Below are 24,066 nucleotides of genomic sequence, written 5' to 3' on the forward strand. Positions count from 1 at the left end.
AAAGTAATCAACTGATGGCATCATAACAAGCGATCCCAAAACAGATGCCCAGTGCACAGCGTTTCCGGTAAGCGGCAGATTTGAGCAGTTCCACCTCCTGTTTATGCGTCATAAAGCCGCATTCCACGAGGATGGCCGGCATATGCGTGTCGCGGAGAACAGCAAAATCACCTTGCTTGACTCCACGGTCTTTCCGGCCCGTCACCCGCACAAGAGCGTTTTGGACGATAGCTGCCAGCTGTTTGGTTGCTGGCTGCGGCCGGCTGTAGGTGAAGGTTTCCAGGCCATTGACCGAGTTGAAGGCATGGCCCATTGCATTGGCATGGATGGAAACGAACAAGTCCACCTTCAACCGGTTTGCGAGCGCTGTACGTTCGTGCAGCGGAACATCCAGATCGTTTTGATGGCTGAACAATACGTTGTGTCCGTCCAACATCAAGCGCTTTTTGACCTCTTCCGCAACGGCCGAATTAAAATGGAATTCCCTCAGCCTGCCATCGGGCGAACGCTTTCCGGGCGTGTCTGGCCCATGTCCGGCATCAATCATTATCTTCATTTTCAAAAACCTCCTTTTGCGGTCTATATAGTGGAAGAGACCGTCAAAGGGGACAAAAATCTTCAAATTTAATTTTTCCATGTTAAAATAAAAGCAAACCGCATGCAAAAAGAACAACTTCGATGAAAATTCGAAATAATGTGTGGATAAGGAATGAGGGGTAACAAATGGGACAAGTAACAACAAAACAAGTGATGGAAACGTTCGAGTTGGATTTGATCAGCGGAGAAGAAGGCATCGGCCGTCATATTCCCATCAGTGATATTTCAAGACCCGGTTTGGAAATGGCCGGTTATTTCACTCATTATCCAGCAAACCGTGTGCAACTGCTCGGCAAAACCGAGCTTTCTTTTTTTGCCATGCTATCGCCGAAGGAACGATTGGACCGGATGATGAAACTCTGCACTGACGATACGCCGGCAATCATCGTTTCACACGGTGTTCCCGTGCCGGCAGAATTGGTCACTGCTTCAAGCAATCGCCATGTACCGGTTATGACCACACCGATGTCAACAACGCGCTTTTCCAGTTTGCTGACGAATTTTCTGGAAAGCCAATTAGCTCCAACCACGGCTATTCATGGTGTGCTCGTTGACATATACGGCGTAGGCGTCCTGCTGACAGGAAAAAGCGGCGTCGGTAAGAGCGAGACGGCGCTGGAACTCGTCAAAAAAGGCCATCGCCTGGTAGCTGATGATTGCGTGGAGATCCACCAGGAAGGGGAAAATACTTTGGTCGGCCATCCACCGAAACTGATTGAGCACTTGCTCGAGATTCGCGGAGTGGGCATCATTGATATCATGACATTATTCGGAGCCAGTGCCGTCCGAACCTTCAAGCGGATTTCCCTGGTGATCGACCTGGAGCTATGGGATCCTGATAAAACCTATGATCGTCTTGGCTTGGAAGAAGAAAAGATGAAGATCATCGATACGCACCTGACGAAACTGACGATTCCAGTTCGCCCTGGACGAAACTTATCCGTTATCATCGAAGTTGCGGCGATGAATTATCGCCTGAAACGGATGGGCGTCAATGCGGCTGAAGAATTTTCGAAGCGCCTGGATGATGTCATAGCACAAGATACAAACTAAGCGAATGGGTAGGTGCACAAGATGTATTCAATACTAGCTTCAATAGACCCGACCGCTTTTTCACTGGGCCCGATTTCGGTCCAGTGGTATGGTGTCATCATCGCCTTAGGCATTGTCATCGCCTTTTTAGTGGGGCAGCGTGAAATGGTCAAACGGGGGTTGCACCCTGAGTATTTAACGGATTTATTGATTTGGGCGGTGCCGCTGGCAATAGTCGGCGCCCGCATTTACTATGTCGCGTTTGAATGGGACCATTACAAAGACAATCCCGGACAGATCATTGCCATCTGGAATGGCGGCATCGCGATCCACGGCGCATTGATTGCATCCATGATTGTCGCGTATCTGTTCACCAAAAAACGCAATACCTCCTTTTTGAAAGTGGCGGATATTTTGGCGCCGAGCATCCTGATCGGTCAAGCGATTGGCCGGTGGGGCAATTTCATCAACCAGGAAGCGCATGGTGGAGAAGTATCCCGTGCTTTTCTGGAAAATCTCTACATTCCTGACTGGATCATCAATCATATGTACATAGATGGAGCTTACTACCATCCGACTTTCTTATATGAATCCATGTGGAGCCTCGTGGGTATCATTATTTTGCTGCTGCTTCGGAAAGTCAATCTGGTACGCGGCGAAATGTTTTTCTTCTATATGATCTGGTATTCTGTTGGCCGCTTCTTTATCGAAGGCATGCGGACTGACAGCCTCTATGTGGTTGGTGAACTTCGGGCTGCACAGCTGGTGTCGGTTGTTGCCATTATCATCGCCGTGGTATTTATCGTGTACCGCCGCGCGGCAATCAAAAACCCACCGCGCTATAAAGACAAATAACATTGAAAAGAGCGATCAGATGTCGACGTTGAGAAATGGATTAAAAGCAGGGTTGAAGACGACCTGGGCATTGGGGAAAATCATATTCCCGATCACTCTTCTCGTCACCATGCTTCAATATACCCCGGTTCTGCCTTTTATCATCGATTTAGTGGCGCCGATCATGGGCTTGTTCGGTTTAAGCGGCGACGCTGCCATACCACTGGTCCTTGGGAACGCGCTGAATCTGTATGCCGGAATTGCCGGTATCCTGTCTTTGGAGCTGACGGTCAAAGAAGTTTTCATTTTGGCGGTCATGCTGTCCTTCTCCCATAATATTTTTATTGAAACGGGAGTGGCCCTGAAAGTAGGCGTCAAGCTGTGGGTGGTGTTGGTGGTCCGCTTTGGTCTTGCTGGATTATCGGCCATCATCATCAACCTGCTGTGGAAAGGCGGCGGCGAAGTAGCCCAATACGGCTTTGCTCCTGAAGCGGCTGCCGCACCCGAAAGCTGGATGGGGATCTTGCTGATCGGGCTGGAAAAAGCTTCGTTCGGCGTCCTGCAATTAGCGATGATCGTCATTCCATTGATGATCATGATTCAAATTTTGAAAGATAAAAAATACCTCCAGAAAATCTCCACGATGCTTGGACCATTGACACGTCTGTTGGGTGTAGAGAAGAACGCTTCTTTGACGCTTGCTTCCGGACTGATTTTCGGATTGGCCATGGGAGCAGGGGTCATGATCCAGGCGGTGCAGGAAGATGGCGTCAGCAAAAAAGATGCGACCTTGGTGTTCATCTTCCTGGTCGCCTGCCATGCCATCGTAGAAGATACGTTGATTTTCATTCCACTTGGGATCCCGATATGGCCGTTACTTGCCATCCGTGTGGTTACGGCACTCGGGCTGACCATTTTTGTTTCCTATATGTGGCGTAAAGCGGAAGAAAAAGAGAAGGAAGTGGTTTCTACATGACGGTAAAACAGATCAATACCTTATTATTCGATTTTGACGGCACTTTACTGGATACCAATGAATTGATCATCCAGACCTTCTTGACCGTTCTGGATGAGCATTATCCGGGGCGTTTCGGGCGTGAAGACGCTTTGCATTTTATCGGCCCGTCGCTAGAACAGACATTTACAGCCATCGATCCGGATCGTGTGGAAGAGCTGACAATTCAGTACCGCTCCCTCAACCGGATGATGCACGATGAATTGGTCGAGGAATACGACGGCGTGGCCGAAACGCTGCGCCTATTGAAAGCACAGGGCTTGAAAATGGCGATCGTCTCAACCAAAAGAAGCGAAACCATTCGTCACGGATTGGCATTGATGGGTGTCAGCGATGTGTTTGATGTGCTGGTCGGCCTGGATCATGTCAGCAACCCGAAACCGGATCCAGAGCCTTTGCATCTGGCGTTGGAGCAATTGGGCGCTTCCCATGACGAAGCTTTGATGATCGGCGACAACTCGCATGACATCGAAGGCGGCAAAAATGCAGGGGTACGGACGGCAGGCGTGGCCTGGGCGGCAAAAGGAGAGGAATTTCTGGCCGGGTACAAACCGGACTTCATGCTGCAGCATATCAGTGATTTGCTGGAATTGACGAAAGTGGCCGTCAAATGAGAAACACACAACGCCATTTTGTGGAAGGTCCAAACTCGCTTTGGCATATATACAAAACTGTCCCTTTCTGGAAGGTGGCCAAAAACTTTTTGGTGATCCAGACAGCCAGGTATACACCGTTTCTGCCGATGAAAAATTGGATGTATAAAGCTTTCCTTAAAATGAAAATTGGAGAGCATTCTTCTTTTGCGTTGATGGTCATGCCTGATGTCATGTTTCCGGAACGGATTACGGTCGGGAAAAACTCAGTAATCGGCTATAATACAACAATACTTGCACATGAATATTTAATAGATGAATATCGGCTCGGCGACGTAGTCATCGGAGACCGCGTCATGATCGGAGCAAACACCACGATTTTGCCCGGCATCACCATTGGAAACGGCGCAATCGTTTCCGCTGCCACGCTCGTCCATAAAAATGTGCCAGCTGGAGCTTTTGTCGGTGGAAATCCGATGAGCATCATCTATACAGCTGAACAAATGGCAGAGCGCCAAGCAAAATCCTGAAAGCAACCACTGCTTTCAGGGTTTTTTTCGAGGATATCTCTTGACGATGGATGGAAAAATGCGCTAAAATAATAATTACTTCACCACATTAGCGAACTAAAGTAAAATAACCAATATTAGGGAGTTTTATGAATGACCATACAAATGTTCGAAAAACCGTTAGGCATGAGAGACGATTTCCCATTTATCGCGAAAAAGAAAGCGGAGCTCCGCACAAATGGAACGTCCATTATTCAACAGGCAGGCTATGACCTGCTGCAGACTCCGACGTTGGAATATTACGAAACAATCGGCAAAATCTCGGCCATCGCTGATAATGCGTTGTTCAAATTATTGGACAGCCAAGGAGAGACGTTGGTTTTGCGGCCGGATATGACTTCACCGATCGCCCGTGTAGCTGCTTCCAAGTTACTGAAAGAAAAGATGCCGGTCAGACTCGGCTATTATTCGAACGTTTTCCGCGCCCAAAAGCGTGAAGGCGGGCGGCCTGCTGAATTTGAACAGATGGGTGTGGAACTGATCGGCGACGATTCTTTGTACGCCGATGCAGAAGTCATCATTCTGGCCTGGAATATCTTAAAGAACCTGAATATCAAATCCAGCCGCTTTGTGATCGGCCATACGCAATTGCTGCAGCTGATCCTGCAGGATTTCGGCTTAGACCAGGAGCAGATCGAAGAAGTCCATGCTGCTTTTGTTTCGAAGAACAGCGTTGGATTTGAAAGTTTGGCCAAGCAATTGCCGATAGAACCTTCCAGACTGGAATCGTTCATCGGATTGATGTCCACGTCAAACGTCGAAGAATGGCAGCAATGGATCGATCCCCACAATGCGAAACAAAATTCTTTATTCGAAGACATGAAGAAATTGAAGAAAATATTGGATCGCAGCGGTTTGTCCGACGCGATCACCTACGACTTATCATTTAACAGCCACATGACCTATTACACCGGATTGGTGTTTGAAGTATATGGAGCAGGCAGCGGCTTTTCGCTTGGCAACGGCGGACGTTATGACGGTCTGATGAAGCAATTCGGGCTGCAGGTCGGCGCAACGGGCTTCGGGCTGCGTGTCGACCGGCTGCTGGAAATCATCTCTGCTGTTCCAGAGAAGGAAAATCATACCTTGATCCTCTTTGATGAACAGGGTGAAGACCAGGCGTTCGATGAAGCACAGAAACTCCGCGAACAGGGAGTCCGGGTCACGCTGCAATTTGCGCCAGCAGTTTTAGCGATCGATGAATTCAGCGGGCTGTTCAGTAAAGTCCTACGAATGGAAGGTGCCAATTGATGGATGCATTAACGATTGCCATGCCTAAAGGGCGTATATTTGAAGAAGCTTACGAATTATTAGTGAAGGCCGGCTACGACCTGCCGAAGGAACTCGACGATTCACGCAAATTGATTGTGGAAGCGCCGAATGAGAATATCCGTTTTATTCTTTCCAAGCCGATGGATGTTCCGGCATATGTGGAACATGGAGTAGCGGATATCGGCATCGCCGGGAAAGATGTCATGCTCGAGCATGACCGGGATGTCTATGAATTATTGGACCTTGGCATCAGCCGCTGCTACATCGCGACTGCCGGCATGCCGGACACTCCGATGAATGAAGTGACGCCGCGTGTCGCGACCAAATACCCGAAAGTGGCTTCGCAGTATTATAGAGGCAAAGGTGAACAAGTCGAAATCATCGAATTGAACGGTTCCATTGAACTGGCGCCGATGATCGGCTTGGCGGACCGTATTGTGGATATCGTCTCGACCGGCAAAACCTTGAAGGAAAATGGCTTAGTCGAATATGAGAAGATCGTCGATATCACGTCGCGTTTGATTGCCAATCCGGTAAGCTACCGCTTGAAGCAGAAGCGCATTACGGAATTGGTTGAGAAGTTGAGAAAGCAGGCGAGCGTATGAAAGTAACTCGTTTATCAGCAGGAATCTCCATCAGAAGAACCATCGCAGAAGGCACCGGACAGCAAGTCGCAGCTGTGAAAGACATCATCCAGGATGTTCGGGATAATGGAGACCAGGCCATGTTTCGCTACGCTGAAAAATGGGACGGCGCCAAACTTTCTTCCCTGCGCGTAACGGATGAAGAAATTGCACAGGCGGTCGAGCAATTCGACCGTCAATTGCTGGAGGATTTGACAGAAGCGGCAACAAATATTCGCAGCTACCATGAAAGCCAGCAGCAACAAGGCTACCGGTTGGACAATGAAGACGGTTCGTACGTTGCCCAGCGCGTCACAGCGATTGAATCTGCAGGACTTTACGTGCCAGGCGGAACAGCAGCCTATCCATCGTCCGTACTGATGAACGTCATCCCGGCTCAAGTAGCTGGAGTGGCGCGCATCGTGTTGATTTCGCCTCCGGGCAAAGACGGCACCTTGTCCGACGGGGTTCTGGCGGCTGCCCATATTCTGGGTATCACGGAAGTCTACAAGTCGGGCGGTGCACAGGCCATTGCGGCTTTGGCATATGGCACACAATCCATCATGCCGGTCGATAAAATCACGGGTCCCGGAAACATTTTCGTGGCTTTGGCCAAACGGGAAGTCAATGGCGACGTCGCCATTGATATGATCGCCGGACCGAGTGAAATCGCCATCATCGCGGATGATTCCGCTTATGCCGACGAAGTAGCTGCGGATTTATTATCGCAGGCAGAACACGATCCGATGGCCAGCGCTGTCTTATTGACGGCCAGCGAAAGATTGGCTGATGCGGTTTCCAAAGAAGTGGACCGGCAACTGTCGCTTTTGCCGCGTGAAGCCATTGCCAGTCCGGCAATGGCGGACCACGGCATGATCTATCTCGGTGAGACGATGGGCCAATTGATCGAAGCTGCCAACCAACTGGCTCCTGAGCATTTGGAGATCATGACAGAGGATGCGGAAGCAGTAGCGGATAAAATACGGCACGCCGGCGCCATCTTTATCGGGCGCTATTCGTCAGAACCGATCGGCGATTATTTTGCGGGGACCAACCATGTCCTGCCGACCAATAGTACGGCACGTTTTTCGAGTGCATTATCTGTCTATGATTTTATAAAACGAACCAGTATTATCCGCTATAGCGAACAGGCTTGGCAAAATAATAAAGATAAAATCGCACGGCTTGCGCGCCTGGAAGGTTTGGAAGGCCATGCGCGTGCAGTCGAATCGCGGTCCTGGGAAAAGGGGAATGGACAATGAGACAAGCTGAAATCAAGCGAAATACCAATGAAACCAAAGTAGCCATCAATTTTTCATTGGATGGAGAAGGCAAATCGACAATCGATACAGGCGTTCCATTCATGGATCATATGCTGGATCTTTTCATCAAGCATGGCTTGTTTGATGGCGACATCAAAGCAGATGGAGATACCCATATCGACGATCACCATACGACAGAAGACATCGGCATCGTACTCGGCCAGGCTGTTAAAGAAGCGCTTGGCGATAAAAAAGGCATCCGCCGTTACGGCAATGCGTTTGTGCCGATGGATGACGCACTGGCGCAAGTGGTCATCGACTGTTCGAACCGGCCGCATCTGGAGTTCCGCTGCGAACTTCCAAACGAAAAAGTGGGGACATTCGACACCGAGCTGGTTCAGGAATTCCTTTGGAAATTCGCACTTGAGGCCCGCATGAATGTCCATGTCATCGTTCATTACGGAAAAAATACGCATCATATCATCGAAGCGGTGTTCAAGGCATTGGCACGGGCGCTTGATGAAGCGACAGGCATCGATCCACGGGTCAAAGGCGTGCCGTCGACGAAGGGGCTGTTGACATGATCATCGGCATCATCGATTACGGCATGGGCAATTTGTTCAGTGTTGAGCAAGCATTGAAAAAATTGGAATGTACGGTCATCGTATCGGACGACCCGGCAGTACTGCTGGAAGCAGAAGGGATTCTTCTTCCAGGAGTTGGTGCTTTTCCGGATGCCATGGAGCTGTTGGACCAAAAAGGTCTTTCGGAATTCATCCGATCGTTGCCGGAGAAAAACATTCCGCTGCTTGGCATTTGCCTCGGCATGCAATTATTATATGAAGATAGTTCGGAAGTGAAACCGACCAAAGGGTTGGGCTTGTTGAAGGGCCAAATCCGCCGTTTTGAAAAAGGGACGTACCGGATTCCGCATATGGGCTGGAACCGTCTCGAATTTTCACGTGTCCCCTACTGGTTGGATGAAGTTTTGAGCGATACGCATGTTTATTTTGTCCATTCCTTTTTGGCGGTCAATACCGATGATCAGGAAATCTGGGCGACAGCAAGCTACGGAAACCACGACGTTCCAGGAGTAGTCGGAAACGGATTGATTACAGGTATGCAGTTCCATCCGGAAAAATCAGGCGATTTTGGCCATTATTTATTAGAACAGTGGATTGCAAATGTCAGGAGGAACCTACATGACTAAGTTTCAAATTTATCCCGCTATCGATTTGCGGGATGGAAAATGTGTACGCCTATTCCAGGGAGATTATGCCCAGGAAACCATCTACGGTGATTCTCCGGTCGACATGGCGAAGAAATTCGTGGAGGCTGGAGCACAGTGGATACATATGGTTGATTTGGACGGTGCGAAAGATGGTGTTCGGATCAATGATCAAGTCGTTATCGAAGCTGCAAAATTGGGTGCAAACGTCCAGGTAGGCGGGGGTATCCGGACACGTGAAGATATCGAACATTATTTATCGAATGGTGTTGCACGTGTCATTATCGGAAGCCTTGCCATCCGCAATCCAGAGCTTGCCGTGTCATTTATCGAAGAGTTCGGTGCTGACCGGATCGTCATTGGCATAGATGCGAAAAATGGGATGGCCGCGACAGAAGGCTGGATCGAAACGTCGGGTCAGGCGGCAACGGAAGTGGCGAACTATTTCGCTTCTAAAGGTGCTAAGCATTTTATCTACACAGATATCGCAACAGATGGAACTTTAGCTGGACCGAATATCGAAGCGAACAGAGCGTTGGCTGATTCTGAAGAAGCGCAAGTCATTGTCTCTGGCGGCATCGGATCATTGGAGGATGTCCGCAATGTAAAAAAGGCATCTACCCATAGCAATATTGCCGGTGTTATCATAGGGAAAGCACTGTATGAAAAACGTTTTACCTTGGAGGAGGCATTGTCATGCTGACAAAACGCATCATTCCCTGCCTGGATGTCAAAGAAGGGCGCGTCGTTAAAGGCGTCAGCTTCGTTTCACTGCGGGATGCAGGCGATCCTGTAGAACTGGCTCGTTTTTATGACAAGCAAGGAGCTGACGAATTGGTGTTTCTGGACATCTCGGCTTCACATGAAGGCAAGGAAACTATGGTCGAAGTGGTCAAAATTGTTGCGACGGAGCTGTCAATTCCCTTTACAGTGGGAGGGGGAATCCGCAGCCTGGAGGATATGAAACGCATGCTGCGGGCTGGCGCCGATAAAGTCTCTTTGAACACGGCGGCTCTCGATCGTCCGGAATTGATCAAAGAAGGGGCGGACTTCTTCGGCTCCCAGTGCATCGTCGTCGCCATCGACGCTAAGAAGAATGGCGACAGTTGGGACGTCTATACACATGGCGGGCGCAATAAAACCAAGTGGAATGCCATTGAATGGGCGAAAAAAAGCGTGGAACTTGGAGCCGGCGAACTGTTGTTGACCAGCATGGACAAAGACGGCTCGAAAGACGGCTTTGACCTGGAATTGACGCAAGCCGTACGTGAAGCGGTGGAAGTACCGGTCATTGCCAGCGGCGGAGCAGGAAACAAAGAGCATTTCAGCGAAGTCTTTAAAACGGTGGATGCCGACGCTGCACTGGCCGCATCTATTTTCCATTACAAAGAAACCAGCGTAGCTGAAGTAAAAGAATTTTTACGGAAAGAGGGAGTGAACGTCCGATGACAACGATACAATATGATCAAAACGGGCTGATTCCCGTTATTATCCAGAATGCCGAAACAAAAGAAGTCCTGTCGTTGGCTTATGCCAATGAAGAGGCAGTCCAAAAAACGATGGACACCAATGAAACGTGGTTGTACTCAAGAAGCCGCAGCGAACTATGGAACAAAGGAGCAACCAGTGGCAATACCCAAAAAGTGACGGCCGTGCGTCTGGATTGCGACGGCGATTCGCTGATCTATGAAGTGATCCCGAACGGACCTGCTTGCCACACCGGCAAGGACAGCTGTTTCTTCGAGACCATTCATGGCGAACGCAACGAATCTCCAGGAGATATGTTCGCTCAGCTGACTTCTTTGATCAAAGCACGTGAAGAAGAAATGCCTGAAGGCGCGTATACAACCTATCTCTTTGAAGAAGGCGTAGATAAAATCTGCAAAAAAGTCGGGGAAGAAGCGGCTGAAGTCATCATTGCAGCAAAAAATCGGGATGCTGAGGAACTGGCTATGGAAACAGCCGATTTGTTCTATCACACCTTGGTGCTGCTGCAGGAACAAAAAGTGGGAATCGATCAAGTGGTCAATGTATTAAAAGACCGCCACGCTACAAAAACGACAAGTAAATAATAAGGAAATATGCTATAATTACAGCACATTTGAGTATAGGGGCGATGTTAATCGTTCCTTTTACTTTTTCGGAGGCATATTTTGGAGAATAAAAAAAGAAACTACAAGAATGTACTGTCTTTCATTCCGACGGGGGAATTTTATTACAGAAAAGCGCTGAAAGAACTTCAGCGTGAAAATCATCCAAAAGCACATAAGTATTTACGCCGCGCGACAGAACTGAGCCCGAAGGATCCGCTTATTCTGACGCAGTACGGCATCGTGCTGATGGAAATGGAAGAATTCGAACAGGCGATGGAGATGCTGCATGCGGCGTATGAACTAGATCCAAAAGAGCCTGATATCCTATTTTTCCTCGCTGAAGTCCATGCACATATGGGCTTATTTTGGGATGCACGAAAATACGCCAAAAAATACCTGGTGTACGAAACGCAAGGCAAATACACGGCTGAAGCTATGGAAATCGTTGATTTTGCGGAACAGGAAGACTGGCAGCTTTTTGATGACGATGGTGAAGCGCAGGACAGCGAATATTATTATCGCCAGGAAAAGGCGCGCCGCATGATGGAACAGGGTGATTTTGCTGGAGCCATCGAGCTGCTGGAAAAACTGGTCGAAGAAAAGACGGATTTCTGGGGAGCCTATAATAATCTGGCGCTGGCTTATTTTTATATCGGAGAAGCCGAAATGGCCAAAGCACTGCTTCACGATGTACTGCGGAGAAATACAGGCAATCTGCACGCCCTCTGCAATTTAGCAGTCTTTCATTATTATGAAAAGAATGCGGAGTTGGAAGACGTCCTTGAGCTGTTGAAGAAAATCCAGCCTTACGTATTCGAGCACCGCTACAAACTGGGAGCGACGTTTGCGCTGGTCGGCAAATACAAGGAAGCTTATCGCTGGCTGAAAAGCTTGCAGAAACGCGGTTTTGATGGAGACCCCGCTTTCTATTTCTGGTTGTCGCATGCCGCCTACCATTCGGGACATGAAGAGGCATCCAGACAGGCATGGGATCAATTGAAGAAAATGGATCCCGGCAAAGACGGCTATGAGCCGTGGAACGACCATTCCGCGATGCCTCATGCAGATGCGCTGGAGCATGACAGGGACTATCTCGTCGGAAAGCTGGATCATGAGAAGAAAAGTGAACGGCTATTCGGCTTGTTTCTGTTGGGCAAATCCGTGCACAAGCAGGAAATCATCTCACATCCGAATTGGTTGGCATCGGATCAGCCTTCCGTCCTGGAAACCTTTGTCCTCGGCTACGCATTGGGCCACCCCTTCAAAGAGGAAGTTCCAGCTGAACATGCGTTCATGCGGGCGATGGAGACGGCCGAGCTTCTTTATATGCAAAGTGGAATGGTGACAAAGCAGCGGGCTGAAGTTTTTCAATTGTGGTTCCTGTTGGTCGAAGAGGCTTTCAGCCGGAATTATCGGTTTAAGAACCCGGCGGCATTAGCGGCAGCAGTAGACTATATGGCCAAATCCTCTAAAAATGAAAAAATGATAAAACGGCACCAGGCGGATCGTTTTGGTATATCGGTCGCTACCTTGTCGAAATATATAAAAGAGATAGCCATTTACTTGCCGAATCTCGGCTCACAGGCATAAAAGTTGAAGCTTTTGCCGGAATCTTATACGATTTAGCTACTGAGAAATAGGAGGCCTATTGTTATGACTGAAACGAATACAATTTATGATGTAATTATTATTGGAGCAGGACCAGCAGGCATGACTGCCGCTGTCTATACTTCCCGTGCCAATCTGACAACCTTAATGCTTGAACGCGGTATTCCAGGGGGCCAGATGGCCAATACGGAAGAAATTGAAAACTATCCAGGCTTCGACCATATTCTTGGGCCGGATCTGTCGACGAAAATGTTCGAACATGCTAAAAAATTCGGTGCTGAATACGCCTACGGTGACGTAACTGAAATTGTTGATGGAGAAGAATACAAAACCATCAAAGCTGGATCAAAAGAATACAAAACACGCGCCATCATCGTGACGACGGGTGCAGAGTACAAAAAAATGGGCATCCCCGGTGAAAATGAACTGGGCGGACGCGGCGTAAGCTATTGCGCAGTTTGTGATGGGGCTTTCTTTAAACAGAAGGAATTGGTCGTTGTCGGGGGCGGAGATTCAGCTGTTGAAGAAGGAGTCTATTTAACCCGTTTTGCCGATAAAGTCACGATCGTCCACAGACGTGACGAGCTTCGTGCACAGAAAATTCTTCAGGACCGTGCATTTGCCAATGACAAAATCGACTTTATCTGGAGTCATACCGTCAAAGAAATTCACGATGATGGAAACGGCAAAGTTGGAAGTGTCACTTTGGTGTCCACTGATAATGATGCAGAAAGAGAATTCAAAGCAGATGGCGTCTTTATCTATATCGGTATGCTGCCGTTGACAAAACCGTTTTCGGAATTGGGCATCTTAAATGATGAAGGCTATGTTGTAACCAATGAGAAGATGGAAACCAAAGTGCCTGGTATTTATGCAGCAGGCGATGTTCGTGAAAAAACCTTGCGCCAAGTAGTTACTGCAACAGGTGACGGCAGTATCGCAGCACAAGCAGCTCAACATTATATTGAAGAACTGGTAGAAAAAATCGGGATGAAAACGAAAGCTTAATTGTTTCTTAATCATTTTGTAACGCGCTTGTCATGAACAAGGGTTATAGTAGGAAGAGTAAATTGACCCCCTTTTTATAAAGAATTTTTGATGGGCCATCTTTCGAGCTACTCGGAAGATGGCCTCTTTTTTTGCATTCTTTTGCATGACACACCAGGATACATGTATAATGGAGTAAGTTTACAATAGATGCGGAGTGTCGAATGTGCAGCGAATCGCGAATTTATTAGTCATCAAAAATGGGCAAGTCTTATTATTGAAGAAACCACGGCGTGACTGGTATGTGGCACCCGGTGGGAAGATGGAGGCCGGAGAGTCGATTTTCGAAGCGGCAGTCCGTGAGTTCAAAGAAGAAACGAACGCTACCCCGATCGGTACACATTTAAAAGGGGTCTATACGATGATGATCCAGGAAAATGACCAAATTGTGGACGAGTGGATGTTGTATACATTTGCTGCAAATAATTTGGCTGGAGATATATTTGAAGAAACAACTGAAGGATTGCTGGAATGGCATCCAGTCGGGGAACTGGCGTTTTTGCCGATGGCAGAAGGCGATCGGACCAATCTGCAATTTGCAGCCAACCGGCCAGGCATTCAATATGGAACTTTCTATTACACGCCGGAATTCCAGCTGATCAAAGAGAACATCCAATCATCAACTGAAGAGGTGAACCACCAGAATGGATAACCGTAAGGAAGAAACTGAGTTAATCATCATCACTGGCATGTCAGGCGCAGGAAAGACTGTCGCAATCCAAAGCTTCGAAGATCTGGGTTTTTTTACAATTGACAATTTACCGCCTGCATTATTGCCTACTTTTATCAAATTGATGAGGGATTCAGGGAAATCGATGAAGCGGGTAGCGGCCGTTATGGATTTGCGCGGCGGTGACTTTTTCGATAGCCTCTTGGACGCAATCGACCATTTGTCGCAGGAACCGAACGTTTCCATCACCGTTCTATTTCTGGATGCGGAAAATCAGACATTAGTGAGCCGTTACAAAGAAACGAGAAGATCCCACCCGTTGTCTCCAGGCGGATTGGTCTTGGGCGGTATCAAAAAAGAACGCGATATGCTGAGCGACCTTCAAGGAAGAGCGCAATTTATCTATAATACTTCCGGTATGACCCCGCGTCAGCTGAAAGAAAGAATCATCGCCGATTTTTCATCAAAGACCAGTAATGTCTTCACAGTGAATGTGATGTCTTTCGGATTCAAGCATGGGATGCCAATCGATGCCGACTTAGTGTTTGACGTCCGCTTTTTGCCGAATCCTTACTATATTGAAGAGTTGAATCCCTTGTCAGGCCTCGATGAACGGGTCTCAAGCTATGTACTGAAATGGCAGGAGACGCAGACACTCCTAGAAAAACTGACGGATTTACTGCAGTTCATGATTCCGCAGTATAAAAACGAAGGAAAAGCGCAGCTGGTCATAGCGTTTGGCTGTACGGGCGGCCAACACCGTTCAGTGACTTTGGCCGAATACTATGGCAAGCTTCTGGCTGAAAACAATAAAGTCATCGTGACGCACAGGGATGTCAAAATAAGAAAGGATTGAGTGCATGGAACGCAACCAGCACCGGAAACGCGTCGTTATTTTAGGAGGCGGAACGGGACTTTCAACACTTTTGCGCGGATTGAAGTTGTATCCGTTAGATTTGACGGCTATCGTAACTGTTGCGGATGACGGAGGAAGTTCAGGCCGTTTAAGAAATGATTTGGATATTCCTCCTCCAGGTGATATTCGAAATGTCCTTGCGGCATTGTCGGATACGGAACCTTTAGTTGCTGAAATGTTCCAATATCGCTTTAAACATTCCTTAGACCTCGATGGGCACTCCCTAGGAAATTTGATGCTTGCAGCACTTACGGATATTACGGGAGACTTTTCCCATGCAGTCCGTGAAATGAGCCGGGTATTAAGCGTCAACGGAACTGTCTTGCCTGCAGCCAATCAAATCGTGACGCTCAATGCGGAATTGGAAGATGGGACCATCATCAAAGGCGAGTCTAAAATCCCTGCCTACCTGCAGCCGATCAAACGGGTGTTCATCGAACCTCACGATGTGAAAACTTTGCCTGCCACTATCGCAGCGATTGAAAGTGCGGATGTGATCGTTGTCGGGCCAGGGTCTCTTTATACCAGTATTTTACCTAATCTATTGGTGAAGGATATCAAAAAAGCAGTAATTGCTGCGAAGGCTAAGAAAATATACATCTGCAACCTAATGACACAAGCGGGTGAAACCTATAAATATACAGCCTCTGATCATGTGAAGGCATTATATGAGCATGTAGGGGAGAGTTTTCTGGATGCCATTTTGCTTGATAAAGTCCAAATGCCGCCGCTCGTTGCCGAGCGTTACAAAAAAGAGAAGGCATCGCCGGTTGAATACGATGAAGAGCGGCTAAAGCAGATGGGACTTGAAGTCTATAGAAAAGACATTGCCAACATCTTTGGCGAAACTGTCCGGCATGAGCCAATGAAAGTGGCGGAATGGTTATTTGAATATGCTGGAGGCCGTGCCAGTGAAGATTCGAAGCAGCTTTATTTCTAGTGCTTTGAAAGGGGGAACGAATTTTGTCTTTTGCATCTGAAACCAAAAAAGAAATGACGCAATTAGAAGTGGATGATTGCTGTGGAAAAGCAGAGTTGTCCGCAATGATCCGGATGAATGGAACCCTATCGTTTTCCAATCGGCAATTGAGCCTGGATATCCAAACCGAAAATGCGGCAATTGCCCGACGCATCTACACACTTTTAAAGCGTTTCTACAAAGCATATCCTGTTGAATTGCTCGTCAGAAAAAAGATGCGCCTAAAAAAGAACAACATCTATATTTGCAGAATCCGTGAAGGCGCCAAACATATTCTTGAGGATCTGGAAATTTTGACGGAAGGCTTCCAGTTCCAGCATCAGATCGTCAAGTCGCTGATTGAGAAGAACTGCTGTAAACGCTCTTATCTGAGGGGAGCTTTTTTGGCGGGAGGATCCGTCAACAATCCCGAAACTTCATCCTACCATTTGGAAATCTATTCACTTTACAAAGACCATGCAGATTCTCTGGTTGAGTTGATGAACGAGTTCCATTTAAACAGCAAAACGATCGAGCGGAAAAAAGGGTTTGTGACTTATTTGAAAGAAGCAGAAAAAATCTCTGACTTTCTGAGCATCACAGGAGCACATTCCGCTCTATTGAAGTTTGAGGATGTCCGAATCATTCGGGACATGCGCAACAGCGTCAACCGTCTTGTGAATTGTGAGACCGCTAACTTAAACAAAACCATCGATGCTGCATTGCGGCAAGTGGAAAACATCCGTTTTATCGATCAAACAATCGGAATCGATCAATTGCCTGAAAGATTGCGTGAAATTGCCCGACTTCGGGTAGAGTATCAAGACGTGACTCTTAAAGAATTAGGGGAAATGGTATCAGGTGGTACGGTAAGCAAGTCGGGAGTAAACCACCGGCTGCGGAAAATTGATGAGATTGCAGCGTCATTGAGAAAAGGAGAAATGATCGGCCGCTAAATAAGGGCTGTTCTTTCATATAAATGAGAGCGAAGTTTTCGGAGGAGGATATGTATGGTTGAAAAACAGGTGAAAGTACTATTAAAAACAGGTCTTCAAGCAAGGCAGGCAGCTTTATTTGTTCAGGAAGCGAACCGGTACACTGCGGATGTCTATTTAGAAAAAGACAATAAAAAAGTAAATGCCAAAAGCATCATGGGAATCATGAGCCTCGCCATCAGCAAAGGCACAGAGGTAAAAATTTCGGCAGATGGATTGGATGAAGAGAAAGCGGTTCATGCTTTATCGGAAATCATCGAACAGGAAGCTTAATCATCATTAAACAGAAAAAAACTCACAGCCATGGGCTGTGAGTTTTTGTTTTAGATATCTTTTTTATGGTCTTCAGGCAACTTGCTGCGTGTGATGACCTGGTCGATCAAGCCGTATTCAAGTGCACGTTCTGCTGTCATGAAGTTATCGCGGTCTGTATCTTTGGAAATGACATCGATTGGCTGACCTGTGCGTTCAGAAAGAATCTGGTTCAGCTTCTCGCGAAGGTGAAGAATACGTTTCGCGGCAATTTCAATTTCAGTTGCTTGGCCTTGAGCACCGCCAAGTGGTTGGTGAATCATGACTTCAGCATTTGGAAGCGCCAAGCGTTTGCCTTTTGTTCCTGCTGCAAGTAAGAAAGCTCCCATTGAAGCGGCCATGCCGATACAGATTGTTTGAACATCGGGACGAATAAACTGCATTGTGTCATAAATCGCCATTCCGGCAGTGATGCTGCCGCCCGGGCTGTTGATGTAAATTGAAATATCCTTATCTGGATCTTCTGCTTCCAAGAACAAAAGTTGTGCAACAATTGAATTTGCAACATTATCATCAATGCCGCTGCCCAGCATAATTACGCGGTCTTTCAACAAACGTGAATAGATATCATAAGCACGTTCACCTCGGCTAGTTTGTTCAATTACTGTAGGAATTAAGTTCATAGAATAGTTCCTCCTCGATTAAGTGGTTTGCAAACAATGCTGAAAGTTCTCTCAGCTGTACTATTATCATACACATGATGGTCAATGAAGGTCAAATCTAACGAATCAAAAAAATAGACTTGATTAAGTTGAAATACTTTTGTATAATAGAAAAGTCGCTAATAGCGAAAACGCCCTCGTAGTGTAATGGATCACACGTAAGATTCCGGTTCTTGAGATGGAGGTTCGATTCCTTCCGAGGGCATAAAAAAAGCAAAGCTCATTTTACCTTATCCGGTAAAATGGGCTTTTTTTGTGGCGGTAGTAAGATTTTCAAATCGGTTACAACTTATTAAATAGAAATAGACATCTGGGACGGCTATAAATTTCACTTTCCAATCCATAATCGCTCTATCTTTTTTTTATGACTAGTCAATCTCTATAGTTTGCTGTCCGGTATCTCCCAGTGAAACCATTTGCATTTATGTTTCAAAAAGAAACGTTTAAAAGAACTCCAGCAAAGGGAAATGATTAGTAATACATACTAGTGAAGAGGTGGAGCTTTTGAGAAAATTATTGATTCCCATCATTATTGTGATTGCGATTATTGTCATCATCGCGGCAATTTTGGTGCCGAGTTATAACAGCTTTGTGCAGCTTGAAGAGGATGTCAATCAGTCCTATGCTCAGATTGAAAACCAATTGCAGCGCAGGCTTGATTTGATTCCGAACCTGGTTGAGACGGTGAAAGGATTTGCCGACCAGGAACAGGATGTCATTGATAGTGTAACGGAGGCCCGTTCGAATTTAGCCGGGGCTGAAGGCATCAGTGAGCAAGCTGAGGCGGATGCCGAGTTGAGCGGGGCATTGAGCCGTTTGTTGGTGGTGGTGGAGAACTACCCTGAAATTCGTTCCAGTGAAAATTTCCAGCAGCTTTCTGATGAATTGGCAGGTACGGAAAATCGGATAGCGGTAGCCAGACAGGATTATAATGGAACGGTTTCTGAATTTAACCGCAAAGCCAGAAGTTTTCCTGGAAACATGATTGCGGGAGTTTTTGGTTTTGACGAGAAAGAGTATTTTGAAGCGGATCCGGATGCTTCTGAAGCACCGGAAGTCGATTTCGGAACTGATGAGGATGAACAATGAGACGCAGAATAGTGCTCATCTGCTTCCTGCTGCTGATGGTCAGTGGGCGTGGCTTGGCAGCTGACTTTCCGGAATTGACGAATGATCTCTATGTTCAAGACGAAGTCGGTATTTTGACGGAGCAGCAGAAAGAAGAAATCCGTCAATTGGGTCGTGGGCTGGAAGACGCCACAACTGCTCAAATCATGTTGCTGGTGATTCCGACACTTGAAGGCGAGCCGATCGAAAGCTACGCCAACGAAGCGTTCCGCCATTATGGCATCGGAGCGGAAGAGGAAAACAACGGCGTTCTGGTGGTGGTGTCACTGGATGAACCGGATAATCGGGAAATCTATGTGGAAATCGGCTACGGCCTTGAAGGTGCGTTGCCGGATGGAAAAGTCGGCCGGATTTTGGATGAATACGCGATTCCTTATTTGAGCCAAGGCAATTATAGTGAAGGCGTCATCAATTTATATGAAGTTCTCTATCAGGAAGTCGCTGCTGAATATCAATGGAACGGTGAACCTGTAGAACCGCAGGCAGCCACTTCCCAACAACCGCAGGAAGGGCTTCCGCCGTTCATGACCATCCTGATCGTGTCCGCGATCCTCATTCTGATTACTGGGGGTGGAGGCGGCAAAGGTGGTGGACGTGCGAGACGCCGAGGCGGAAGAGGCGTTTATATGGGCCCCGGAAGCTTCGGCGGTGGATTTGGTGGAGGAGGCTTCGGTGGTGGTGGTTTCCGCGGGGGCGGAGGCGGCTCATCCGGAGGCGGCGGCGCTGGCCGAGGTTTCTAAAGGTTTAAGAAAGTATGGTTTTTAGCTTACGTTCCTTTATACGGGCGCTTACGCTTTTCTTTGTCCAGACTCCAGCAGCCAGCCCCTCGAGTCGCTTCAGCCTTGCCAAGAATGGCTGAAGAACGCCATTACCGGCAAGGCTTCCAGCGCTCGTCGGCGCTTAACGGCTGCTTGCGCTTTTCTATTAGAAAGAAGGTATACAATGTTAACTTTATACACACGTTCGAACTGTCCATTATGCGATGAAGCCAAACTGATGATCCAGCTCGTTAACGAAGACTTTCCATTGCCTTATCAGGAAGTTGATATCGAAAGTGACGAAGCATTGCATGAAAAATACATGCTAATGATTCCCGTACTGGAAAAAGACAATGAAATATTGCTATATGGAAATATCGGTTACGTAGAATTACTGGAAGCGTTAGAAATTTAACGCTTCTTTTTATTTGCAATTAAAAGAATCATTAGGTAGAATGATTTTAGTGGGACACAAAATATTATATTGGGACAAAAAACGTCCAGCTAGAACGGAGTGAAAACATGGATGCATTATCTGACGCTCAGCAAAAACTGATGCCGGAAATGTCCGAACTCCTGAAAAAGCGTTACCAGATTTTACAGACAATCAATTTGGAACAACCGATCGGCAGACGAACTTTAAGTGAAGTTGCCGGTGCAACAGAGCGGGAAATCAGAAAAGAAACCGATCTGCTGCGCAATCAGCAGTTGATTGAGATGAAGACAGCAGGCATGACAGTTACTTCTCAGGGTCTGGAAGTGCTGGAAAAGTTAAAGGTTTTCGTTCGCGAAATGTCTGGATTGACAGACATGGAAAAACAGCTGCAAACAATTTTGAAGATCTCGAAAGTGGTCATTTTGCCGCAGGACAGCGATGAGATTCCAGCAGTGAAAACCCATATCGGCAAAGAAGCTGCCCGTCTTTTGGAAGCATTATTCATCCGCCATAAGAAAATAGCTGTTACTGGCGGCAGCACAATGGCTGCCATTTCCAAAGAATTATCCATCAGCAAACCTGATCGGGCACTTCAATTTATCGCAGCCCGCGGTGGATTGGGAGAAGATGTACTTCATCAGGCCAATACGATCGCAGCGGCATTTGCCGAAAAAACAGGTGGTTCGTTCAAAACGCTTTACTTGCCTGATCACTTAAGTGCCGAAGCATTTGCAATGATGATGAAAGAGCCCGTGATCAAGGAAATGATGGACTTGTATGATCAGACTGATGTAGTGGTCCATGGCATAGGCAATGCGGAAGAGATGGCGGTCCGCCGCCACTCTTCTTTAGAAGAAGTAGAGAAGATACGTTCGGGCGGAGCGGTTAGTGAGGCTTTCGGCTATTATTTCGATAAAGACGGAAAAATTGTTTATCGCATCCGCACAGCGGGCATTCAATTGGAGCAGGTACAAAAAGCTTCGACTATTTTAGCGGTTGCCGGTGGAGGTTCCAAAGCAAGAGCGATTTTATCTTATTTCAAGAATGCGCCAAAACCGACAGTGCTGGTCACAGACGAAGGCGCCGCACGAAAAATACTTGGATTGACTAAAAAATTGGAGGAATTATAAATGACTTTAAAATTAGCAATTAACGGATTTGGACGTATTGGACGCATCGTATTTCGTGGAGCAATGGCAAACGAAGAAGTGGAAGTTGTTGCAGTAAATGACTTGACTGACGCTAAAATGTTGGCTCACCTTCTAAAATACGATTCTATTCACGGAACATTGGATGCAGAAGTTTCAGCAGAAGGCGACAACATTGTTGTCAACGGCAAAACAATCCGTGTATTCTCTGAAAAAGATCCATCAAACCTTCCTTGGGGAGAGCTTGGCGTAGACATCGTTGTCGAATCGACTGGATTCTTCACAGACACAGCTTCTGCTTCGAAACATATCGAAGCTGGCGCGAAGAAAGTCATCGTTTCAGCACCGGGTAAAAACGGCATGAAGACACTTGTTATGGGAGTTAACCATGAAACATACAACCCTGAAGAGCATGATGTGGTTTCAAACGCTTCTTGTACAACAAACGGCCTTGCCGGCATTTCTAAAGTATTGAATGACCGTTTCGGCATCAAGCATGCAATGATGACAACGATCCACTCTTACACAAATGACCAAATCCTTTTGGATTCTCCACACAAAGATTACCGTCGTGCACGTGCAGCTGCAGAATCAATGATTCCGACAACAACTGGAGCAGCAGTAGCTGTATCACAAGTGTTGCCTGAATTGAAAGGCAAAATTGATGGAATGGCTATCCGTGTACCAACATCAAACGTTTCATTGATTGACCTGGTAGTGGATCTTGAGCAAAAAGTAACTGCTGAAGACGTCAATAATGCTTTGAAAGAAGCGACTGAAAACGAATTGAAAGGTTACCTTGAATACAGCGACCTTCCATTAGTTTCAAAAGACTACAACGGCAATACTGCTTCTTCAACAGTTGATGGTTTATCAACAATGGCACTTGGCGATAACATGGTCAAAGTCCTAGCTTGGTACGACAATGAATCCGGTTATTCAGGACGTTGTATCGACCTTGCATTGCATATGTATAAAACGGGCTTGTAATCCCAAAATCATAGCTTAATTACCAATGAACCTCTATAATAAAAGAGGGTAAAAGGGGCGGGGACATACCCCGCTCCTTATTTTTTTGAATACAAATAGGAGGTATTTTCATGCAGCAGAAAATGACCATGAAAGATTTGGATTTGAAAGGAAAACGTGTATTTTGCCGTGTCGATTTCAATGTACCGATGGAAGAAGGCAAAGTGACGGATGATACAAGAATCCGCGCAGCTGTGCCAACCATTGAATACTTGATCGAACAAGGAGCAAAAGTTATTTTGGCGAGCCATTTGGGCAGACCTAAGGGCGAGGTCAACGAAGACATGAGACTGGCTGCCACAGGTGTCCGTTTGGGTGAATTGTTACATAAAGAAGTGAAAAGCCTAGACGAATCGATCGGGGAAAAAGTCGAGCAGGAGATTTCAGCAATGCAGGAAGGCGACATCATCCTGCTTGAAAATGTCCGCTTCCATCCGGGAGAAGAAAAGAACGATGAAGAGCTCGCAAAAGCATTTGCTGCGCTGGCGGATGTCTTCGTCAACGATGCTTTCGGTGCAGCTCACCGGGCACACGCATCAACAGCCGGCATTGCAAGCCATTTGCCAGCCGTGTCAGGTTTGCTGCTGGAAAAAGAACTTGATGTTTTAGGCAAGGCCTTATCCGAACCAGAACGTCCATTTACAGCAATCATCGGCGGGGCTAAAGTGAAAGATAAGATTGGTGTCATTGATCATCTATTGGATAAAGTTGACAATTTGTTGATTGGCGGAGGGCTTTCGTATACCTTTATCAAAGCGCAAGGCTATGAAATCGGAAACTCCCTTGTAGAAGAAGATAAATTAGAGCTCGCGAACTCGTTCATCGAAAAAGCAAAACAAAAAGGCGTTAAATTCTATTTGCCGATTGATGCAACTGTAGCCAGCGAATTTTCAAAAGATGCTGATACGAAAAGTGTGAAAATCGAAGAAATTCCGGCGGACTGGATGGGCTTGGATATTGGGCCAGAAACCGCAGCGTTGTACGCGGATGTCATTAAGGATTCTAAGTTGATCATCTGGAACGGACCGATGGGCGTATTTGAAATGCCGGCATTCGAAAACGGCACGAAATCAGTGGCGCAGGCGATGGCAGAAACCTCAGGCTATACCGTAATCGGCGGCGGGGATTCCGCTGCAGCTGTTGAGAAATTCCATGTAGCTGAAAAGATGGACCATATATCCACTGGCGGCGGTGCATCACTGGAGTTTATGGAAGGCAAGGACTTGCCGGGTGTCAGTGCATTAACCGACAAGTAAAACGAGTGATTTGAAAGGGAGTGCT

Annotated in this window: 28 protein-coding genes and 1 tRNA gene; 27 read left to right on the forward strand and 2 right to left on the reverse strand. The window is 47.0% G+C overall.

All coding sequences use genetic code 11. The features are described from left to right. Nucleotides 1-7 precede the first annotated feature (7 nt). Nucleotides 8-556: an N-acetylmuramoyl-L-alanine amidase family protein gene (locus tag ACRC6Q_RS16200; RefSeq protein WP_431467030.1), complete on the reverse strand. Its 549-nt coding sequence runs from the start codon at nt 554-556 to the stop codon at nt 8-10. Nucleotides 557-723: 167 nt separating this feature from the next. On the opposite strand from ACRC6Q_RS16200, the gene hprK reads away from it, so the two are divergent. The 20 genes from hprK to ACRC6Q_RS16300 all read left to right on the forward strand — a co-directional run bounded on the left by hprK (nt 724) and on the right by ACRC6Q_RS16300 (nt 17,585). Then, the gene (gene hprK / locus ACRC6Q_RS16205; protein WP_223641732.1) at nt 724-1,650 is read left to right on the forward strand and encodes an HPr(Ser) kinase/phosphatase; all 927 of its coding nucleotides are present in this window, start codon (nt 724-726) and stop codon (nt 1,648-1,650) included. Nucleotides 1,651-1,671: 21 nt separating this feature from the next. Next, on the forward strand, nt 1,672-2,484 hold the full coding sequence (gene lgt / locus ACRC6Q_RS16210; RefSeq protein WP_431467031.1) for a prolipoprotein diacylglyceryl transferase: 813 nt from the start codon (nt 1,672-1,674) through the stop codon (nt 2,482-2,484). A 19-nt stretch (nt 2,485-2,503) separates the two neighbouring features. Beyond that, the gene (locus ACRC6Q_RS16215) at nt 2,504-3,439 is read left to right on the forward strand and encodes a nucleoside recognition domain-containing protein (protein ID WP_223641736.1); all 936 of its coding nucleotides are present in this window, start codon (nt 2,504-2,506) and stop codon (nt 3,437-3,439) included. Continuing rightward, on the forward strand, nt 3,436-4,092 hold the full coding sequence (gene ppaX / locus ACRC6Q_RS16220) for a pyrophosphatase PpaX (protein WP_431467032.1): 657 nt from the start codon (nt 3,436-3,438) through the stop codon (nt 4,090-4,092). The genes ACRC6Q_RS16215 and ppaX overlap by 4 nt, the downstream gene beginning before the upstream one ends. Continuing rightward, complete coding sequence (locus ACRC6Q_RS16225) at nt 4,089-4,601, forward strand: acyltransferase (RefSeq protein WP_223641740.1); 513 nt, start codon at nt 4,089-4,091, stop codon at nt 4,599-4,601. Before ppaX ends, ACRC6Q_RS16225 begins: the two co-directional genes overlap by 4 nt. 132 nt (nt 4,602-4,733) lie before the next feature. Then, complete coding sequence (hisZ, locus tag ACRC6Q_RS16230) at nt 4,734-5,891, forward strand: ATP phosphoribosyltransferase regulatory subunit (RefSeq protein WP_431467033.1); 1,158 nt, start codon at nt 4,734-4,736, stop codon at nt 5,889-5,891. Next, nucleotides 5,891-6,517: an ATP phosphoribosyltransferase gene (gene hisG / locus ACRC6Q_RS16235; protein WP_215102112.1), complete on the forward strand. Its 627-nt coding sequence runs from the start codon at nt 5,891-5,893 to the stop codon at nt 6,515-6,517. Before hisZ ends, hisG begins: the two co-directional genes overlap by 1 nt. After that, on the forward strand, nt 6,514-7,797 hold the full coding sequence (gene hisD, locus ACRC6Q_RS16240; RefSeq protein ID WP_431467034.1) for a histidinol dehydrogenase: 1,284 nt from the start codon (nt 6,514-6,516) through the stop codon (nt 7,795-7,797). Before hisG ends, hisD begins: the two co-directional genes overlap by 4 nt. After that, complete coding sequence (hisB, locus tag ACRC6Q_RS16245) at nt 7,794-8,381, forward strand: imidazoleglycerol-phosphate dehydratase HisB (protein WP_223641761.1); 588 nt, start codon at nt 7,794-7,796, stop codon at nt 8,379-8,381. Before hisD ends, hisB begins: the two co-directional genes overlap by 4 nt. Beyond that, on the forward strand, nt 8,378-9,007 hold the full coding sequence (gene hisH / locus ACRC6Q_RS16250) for an imidazole glycerol phosphate synthase subunit HisH (RefSeq protein ID WP_223641763.1): 630 nt from the start codon (nt 8,378-8,380) through the stop codon (nt 9,005-9,007). Before hisB ends, hisH begins: the two co-directional genes overlap by 4 nt. Then, nucleotides 9,000-9,728: a 1-(5-phosphoribosyl)-5-[(5-phosphoribosylamino)methylideneamino]imidazole-4-carboxamide isomerase gene (hisA, locus tag ACRC6Q_RS16255; protein WP_431467035.1), complete on the forward strand. Its 729-nt coding sequence runs from the start codon at nt 9,000-9,002 to the stop codon at nt 9,726-9,728. Before hisH ends, hisA begins: the two co-directional genes overlap by 8 nt. Next, a complete protein-coding gene (hisF, locus tag ACRC6Q_RS16260) occupies nt 9,722-10,474 on the forward strand; it encodes an imidazole glycerol phosphate synthase subunit HisF (RefSeq protein WP_223641767.1) in 753 nt (250 codons plus the stop codon). Before hisA ends, hisF begins: the two co-directional genes overlap by 7 nt. Then, entirely contained in the window at nt 10,471-11,097 is a 627-nt protein-coding gene (gene hisIE, locus ACRC6Q_RS16265; protein WP_223641769.1) for a bifunctional phosphoribosyl-AMP cyclohydrolase/phosphoribosyl-ATP diphosphatase HisIE, read from the forward strand. Before hisF ends, hisIE begins: the two co-directional genes overlap by 4 nt. 81 nt (nt 11,098-11,178) lie before the next feature. Then, a complete protein-coding gene (locus ACRC6Q_RS16270; protein WP_223641771.1) occupies nt 11,179-12,708 on the forward strand; it encodes a tetratricopeptide repeat protein in 1,530 nt (509 codons plus the stop codon). Between the two features lie 63 nt (nt 12,709-12,771). Next, nucleotides 12,772-13,734 carry a thioredoxin-disulfide reductase gene (trxB, locus tag ACRC6Q_RS16275; RefSeq protein WP_223641772.1) on the forward strand — a complete coding sequence of 321 codons (963 nt, stop codon included), beginning with the start codon at nt 12,772-12,774 and terminating at the stop codon, nt 13,732-13,734. A gap of 205 nt (nt 13,735-13,939) precedes the next feature. Further along, on the forward strand, nt 13,940-14,425 hold the full coding sequence (locus tag ACRC6Q_RS16280) for an NUDIX domain-containing protein (RefSeq protein ID WP_223641774.1): 486 nt from the start codon (nt 13,940-13,942) through the stop codon (nt 14,423-14,425). Then, nucleotides 14,418-15,299 carry an RNase adapter RapZ gene (rapZ, locus tag ACRC6Q_RS16285; RefSeq protein ID WP_223641776.1) on the forward strand — a complete coding sequence of 294 codons (882 nt, stop codon included), beginning with the start codon at nt 14,418-14,420 and terminating at the stop codon, nt 15,297-15,299. The genes ACRC6Q_RS16280 and rapZ overlap by 8 nt, the downstream gene beginning before the upstream one ends. Nucleotides 15,300-15,303: 4 nt before the next feature. Beyond that, nucleotides 15,304-16,299, forward strand: a complete 996-nt coding sequence (locus ACRC6Q_RS16290; protein ID WP_223641778.1) for a gluconeogenesis factor YvcK family protein — start codon at nt 15,304-15,306, stop codon at nt 16,297-16,299. A gap of 23 nt (nt 16,300-16,322) precedes the next feature. Beyond that, on the forward strand, nt 16,323-17,273 hold the full coding sequence (whiA, locus tag ACRC6Q_RS16295) for a DNA-binding protein WhiA (protein WP_223641789.1): 951 nt from the start codon (nt 16,323-16,325) through the stop codon (nt 17,271-17,273). A gap of 54 nt (nt 17,274-17,327) precedes the next feature. After that, nucleotides 17,328-17,585 carry an HPr family phosphocarrier protein gene (locus ACRC6Q_RS16300; protein ID WP_298831982.1) on the forward strand — a complete coding sequence of 86 codons (258 nt, stop codon included), beginning with the start codon at nt 17,328-17,330 and terminating at the stop codon, nt 17,583-17,585. Nucleotides 17,586-17,635: 50 nt separating this feature from the next. Here the strand turns inward: ACRC6Q_RS16300 and clpP are convergent, their stop codons facing one another. Further along, on the reverse strand, nt 17,636-18,247 hold the full coding sequence (gene clpP, locus ACRC6Q_RS16305; protein WP_223641794.1) for an ATP-dependent Clp endopeptidase proteolytic subunit ClpP: 612 nt from the start codon (nt 18,245-18,247) through the stop codon (nt 17,636-17,638). A gap of 172 nt (nt 18,248-18,419) precedes the next feature. Between clpP and ACRC6Q_RS16310 the strand changes: the two genes are divergently transcribed. From ACRC6Q_RS16310 to ACRC6Q_RS16340, 7 genes are all read left to right on the forward strand, one after another. Further along, nucleotides 18,420-18,491, forward strand: a tRNA-Arg gene (locus tag ACRC6Q_RS16310). 299 nt (nt 18,492-18,790) lie between these two features. Beyond that, nucleotides 18,791-19,375 (forward strand): LemA family protein, encoded by a 585-nt coding sequence (locus ACRC6Q_RS16315; protein WP_431467036.1) that lies wholly within the window; start codon nt 18,791-18,793, stop codon nt 19,373-19,375. Beyond that, nucleotides 19,372-20,154 (forward strand): TPM domain-containing protein, encoded by a 783-nt coding sequence (locus tag ACRC6Q_RS16320; RefSeq protein WP_431467037.1) that lies wholly within the window; start codon nt 19,372-19,374, stop codon nt 20,152-20,154. The genes ACRC6Q_RS16315 and ACRC6Q_RS16320 overlap by 4 nt, the downstream gene beginning before the upstream one ends. A gap of 202 nt (nt 20,155-20,356) precedes the next feature. After that, on the forward strand, nt 20,357-20,587 hold the full coding sequence (locus tag ACRC6Q_RS16325; RefSeq protein WP_298831971.1) for a glutaredoxin family protein: 231 nt from the start codon (nt 20,357-20,359) through the stop codon (nt 20,585-20,587). A gap of 107 nt (nt 20,588-20,694) precedes the next feature. Then, the gene (locus tag ACRC6Q_RS16330) at nt 20,695-21,738 is read left to right on the forward strand and encodes a sugar-binding transcriptional regulator (protein WP_223641800.1); all 1,044 of its coding nucleotides are present in this window, start codon (nt 20,695-20,697) and stop codon (nt 21,736-21,738) included. Beyond that, entirely contained in the window at nt 21,739-22,746 is a 1,008-nt protein-coding gene (gene gap / locus ACRC6Q_RS16335; protein ID WP_223641801.1) for a type I glyceraldehyde-3-phosphate dehydrogenase, read from the forward strand. 110 nt (nt 22,747-22,856) lie between these two features. Beyond that, nucleotides 22,857-24,041, forward strand: a complete 1,185-nt coding sequence (locus ACRC6Q_RS16340; protein ID WP_223641803.1) for a phosphoglycerate kinase — start codon at nt 22,857-22,859, stop codon at nt 24,039-24,041. Nucleotides 24,042-24,066: the final 25 nt, after the last annotated feature.

Origin of the sequence: Planococcus sp. SE5232, assembly GCF_050686535.1 — a bacterium.
In the GTDB taxonomy this organism is placed as follows: Bacteria; Bacillota; Bacilli; order Bacillales_A; family Planococcaceae; genus Planococcus.

Excerpts from the sequence above, each read along its gene's own strand:
- ACRC6Q_RS16200 (WP_431467030.1), bottom strand. The coding sequence starts at position 556 with ATGAAGATAATGATTGATGCCGGACATGGGCCAGACACGCCCGGAAAG.
- hprK (WP_223641732.1), top strand. The coding sequence starts at position 724 with ATGGGACAAGTAACAACAAAACAAGTGATGGAAACGTTCGAGTTGGAT.
- lgt (WP_431467031.1), top strand. The coding sequence starts at position 1,672 with ATGTATTCAATACTAGCTTCAATAGACCCGACCGCTTTTTCACTGGGC.
- ACRC6Q_RS16215 (WP_223641736.1), top strand. The coding sequence starts at position 2,504 with ATGTCGACGTTGAGAAATGGATTAAAAGCAGGGTTGAAGACGACCTGG.
- ppaX (WP_431467032.1), top strand. The coding sequence starts at position 3,436 with ATGACGGTAAAACAGATCAATACCTTATTATTCGATTTTGACGGCACT.
- ACRC6Q_RS16225 (WP_223641740.1), top strand. The coding sequence starts at position 4,089 with ATGAGAAACACACAACGCCATTTTGTGGAAGGTCCAAACTCGCTTTGG.
- hisZ (WP_431467033.1), top strand. The coding sequence starts at position 4,734 with ATGACCATACAAATGTTCGAAAAACCGTTAGGCATGAGAGACGATTTC.
- hisG (WP_215102112.1), top strand. The coding sequence starts at position 5,891 with ATGGATGCATTAACGATTGCCATGCCTAAAGGGCGTATATTTGAAGAA.
- hisD (WP_431467034.1), top strand. The coding sequence starts at position 6,514 with ATGAAAGTAACTCGTTTATCAGCAGGAATCTCCATCAGAAGAACCATC.
- hisB (WP_223641761.1), top strand. The coding sequence starts at position 7,794 with ATGAGACAAGCTGAAATCAAGCGAAATACCAATGAAACCAAAGTAGCC.
- hisH (WP_223641763.1), top strand. The coding sequence starts at position 8,378 with ATGATCATCGGCATCATCGATTACGGCATGGGCAATTTGTTCAGTGTT.
- hisA (WP_431467035.1), top strand. The coding sequence starts at position 9,000 with ATGACTAAGTTTCAAATTTATCCCGCTATCGATTTGCGGGATGGAAAA.
- hisF (WP_223641767.1), top strand. The coding sequence starts at position 9,722 with ATGCTGACAAAACGCATCATTCCCTGCCTGGATGTCAAAGAAGGGCGC.
- hisIE (WP_223641769.1), top strand. The coding sequence starts at position 10,471 with ATGACAACGATACAATATGATCAAAACGGGCTGATTCCCGTTATTATC.
- trxB (WP_223641772.1), top strand. The coding sequence starts at position 12,772 with ATGACTGAAACGAATACAATTTATGATGTAATTATTATTGGAGCAGGA.
- rapZ (WP_223641776.1), top strand. The coding sequence starts at position 14,418 with ATGGATAACCGTAAGGAAGAAACTGAGTTAATCATCATCACTGGCATG.
- ACRC6Q_RS16290 (WP_223641778.1), top strand. The coding sequence starts at position 15,304 with ATGGAACGCAACCAGCACCGGAAACGCGTCGTTATTTTAGGAGGCGGA.
- ACRC6Q_RS16300 (WP_298831982.1), top strand. The coding sequence starts at position 17,328 with ATGGTTGAAAAACAGGTGAAAGTACTATTAAAAACAGGTCTTCAAGCA.
- clpP (WP_223641794.1), bottom strand. The coding sequence starts at position 18,247 with ATGAACTTAATTCCTACAGTAATTGAACAAACTAGCCGAGGTGAACGT.
- ACRC6Q_RS16320 (WP_431467037.1), top strand. The coding sequence starts at position 19,372 with ATGAGACGCAGAATAGTGCTCATCTGCTTCCTGCTGCTGATGGTCAGT.
- ACRC6Q_RS16325 (WP_298831971.1), top strand. The coding sequence starts at position 20,357 with ATGTTAACTTTATACACACGTTCGAACTGTCCATTATGCGATGAAGCC.
- ACRC6Q_RS16330 (WP_223641800.1), top strand. The coding sequence starts at position 20,695 with ATGGATGCATTATCTGACGCTCAGCAAAAACTGATGCCGGAAATGTCC.
- gap (WP_223641801.1), top strand. The coding sequence starts at position 21,739 with ATGACTTTAAAATTAGCAATTAACGGATTTGGACGTATTGGACGCATC.
- ACRC6Q_RS16340 (WP_223641803.1), top strand. The coding sequence starts at position 22,857 with ATGCAGCAGAAAATGACCATGAAAGATTTGGATTTGAAAGGAAAACGT.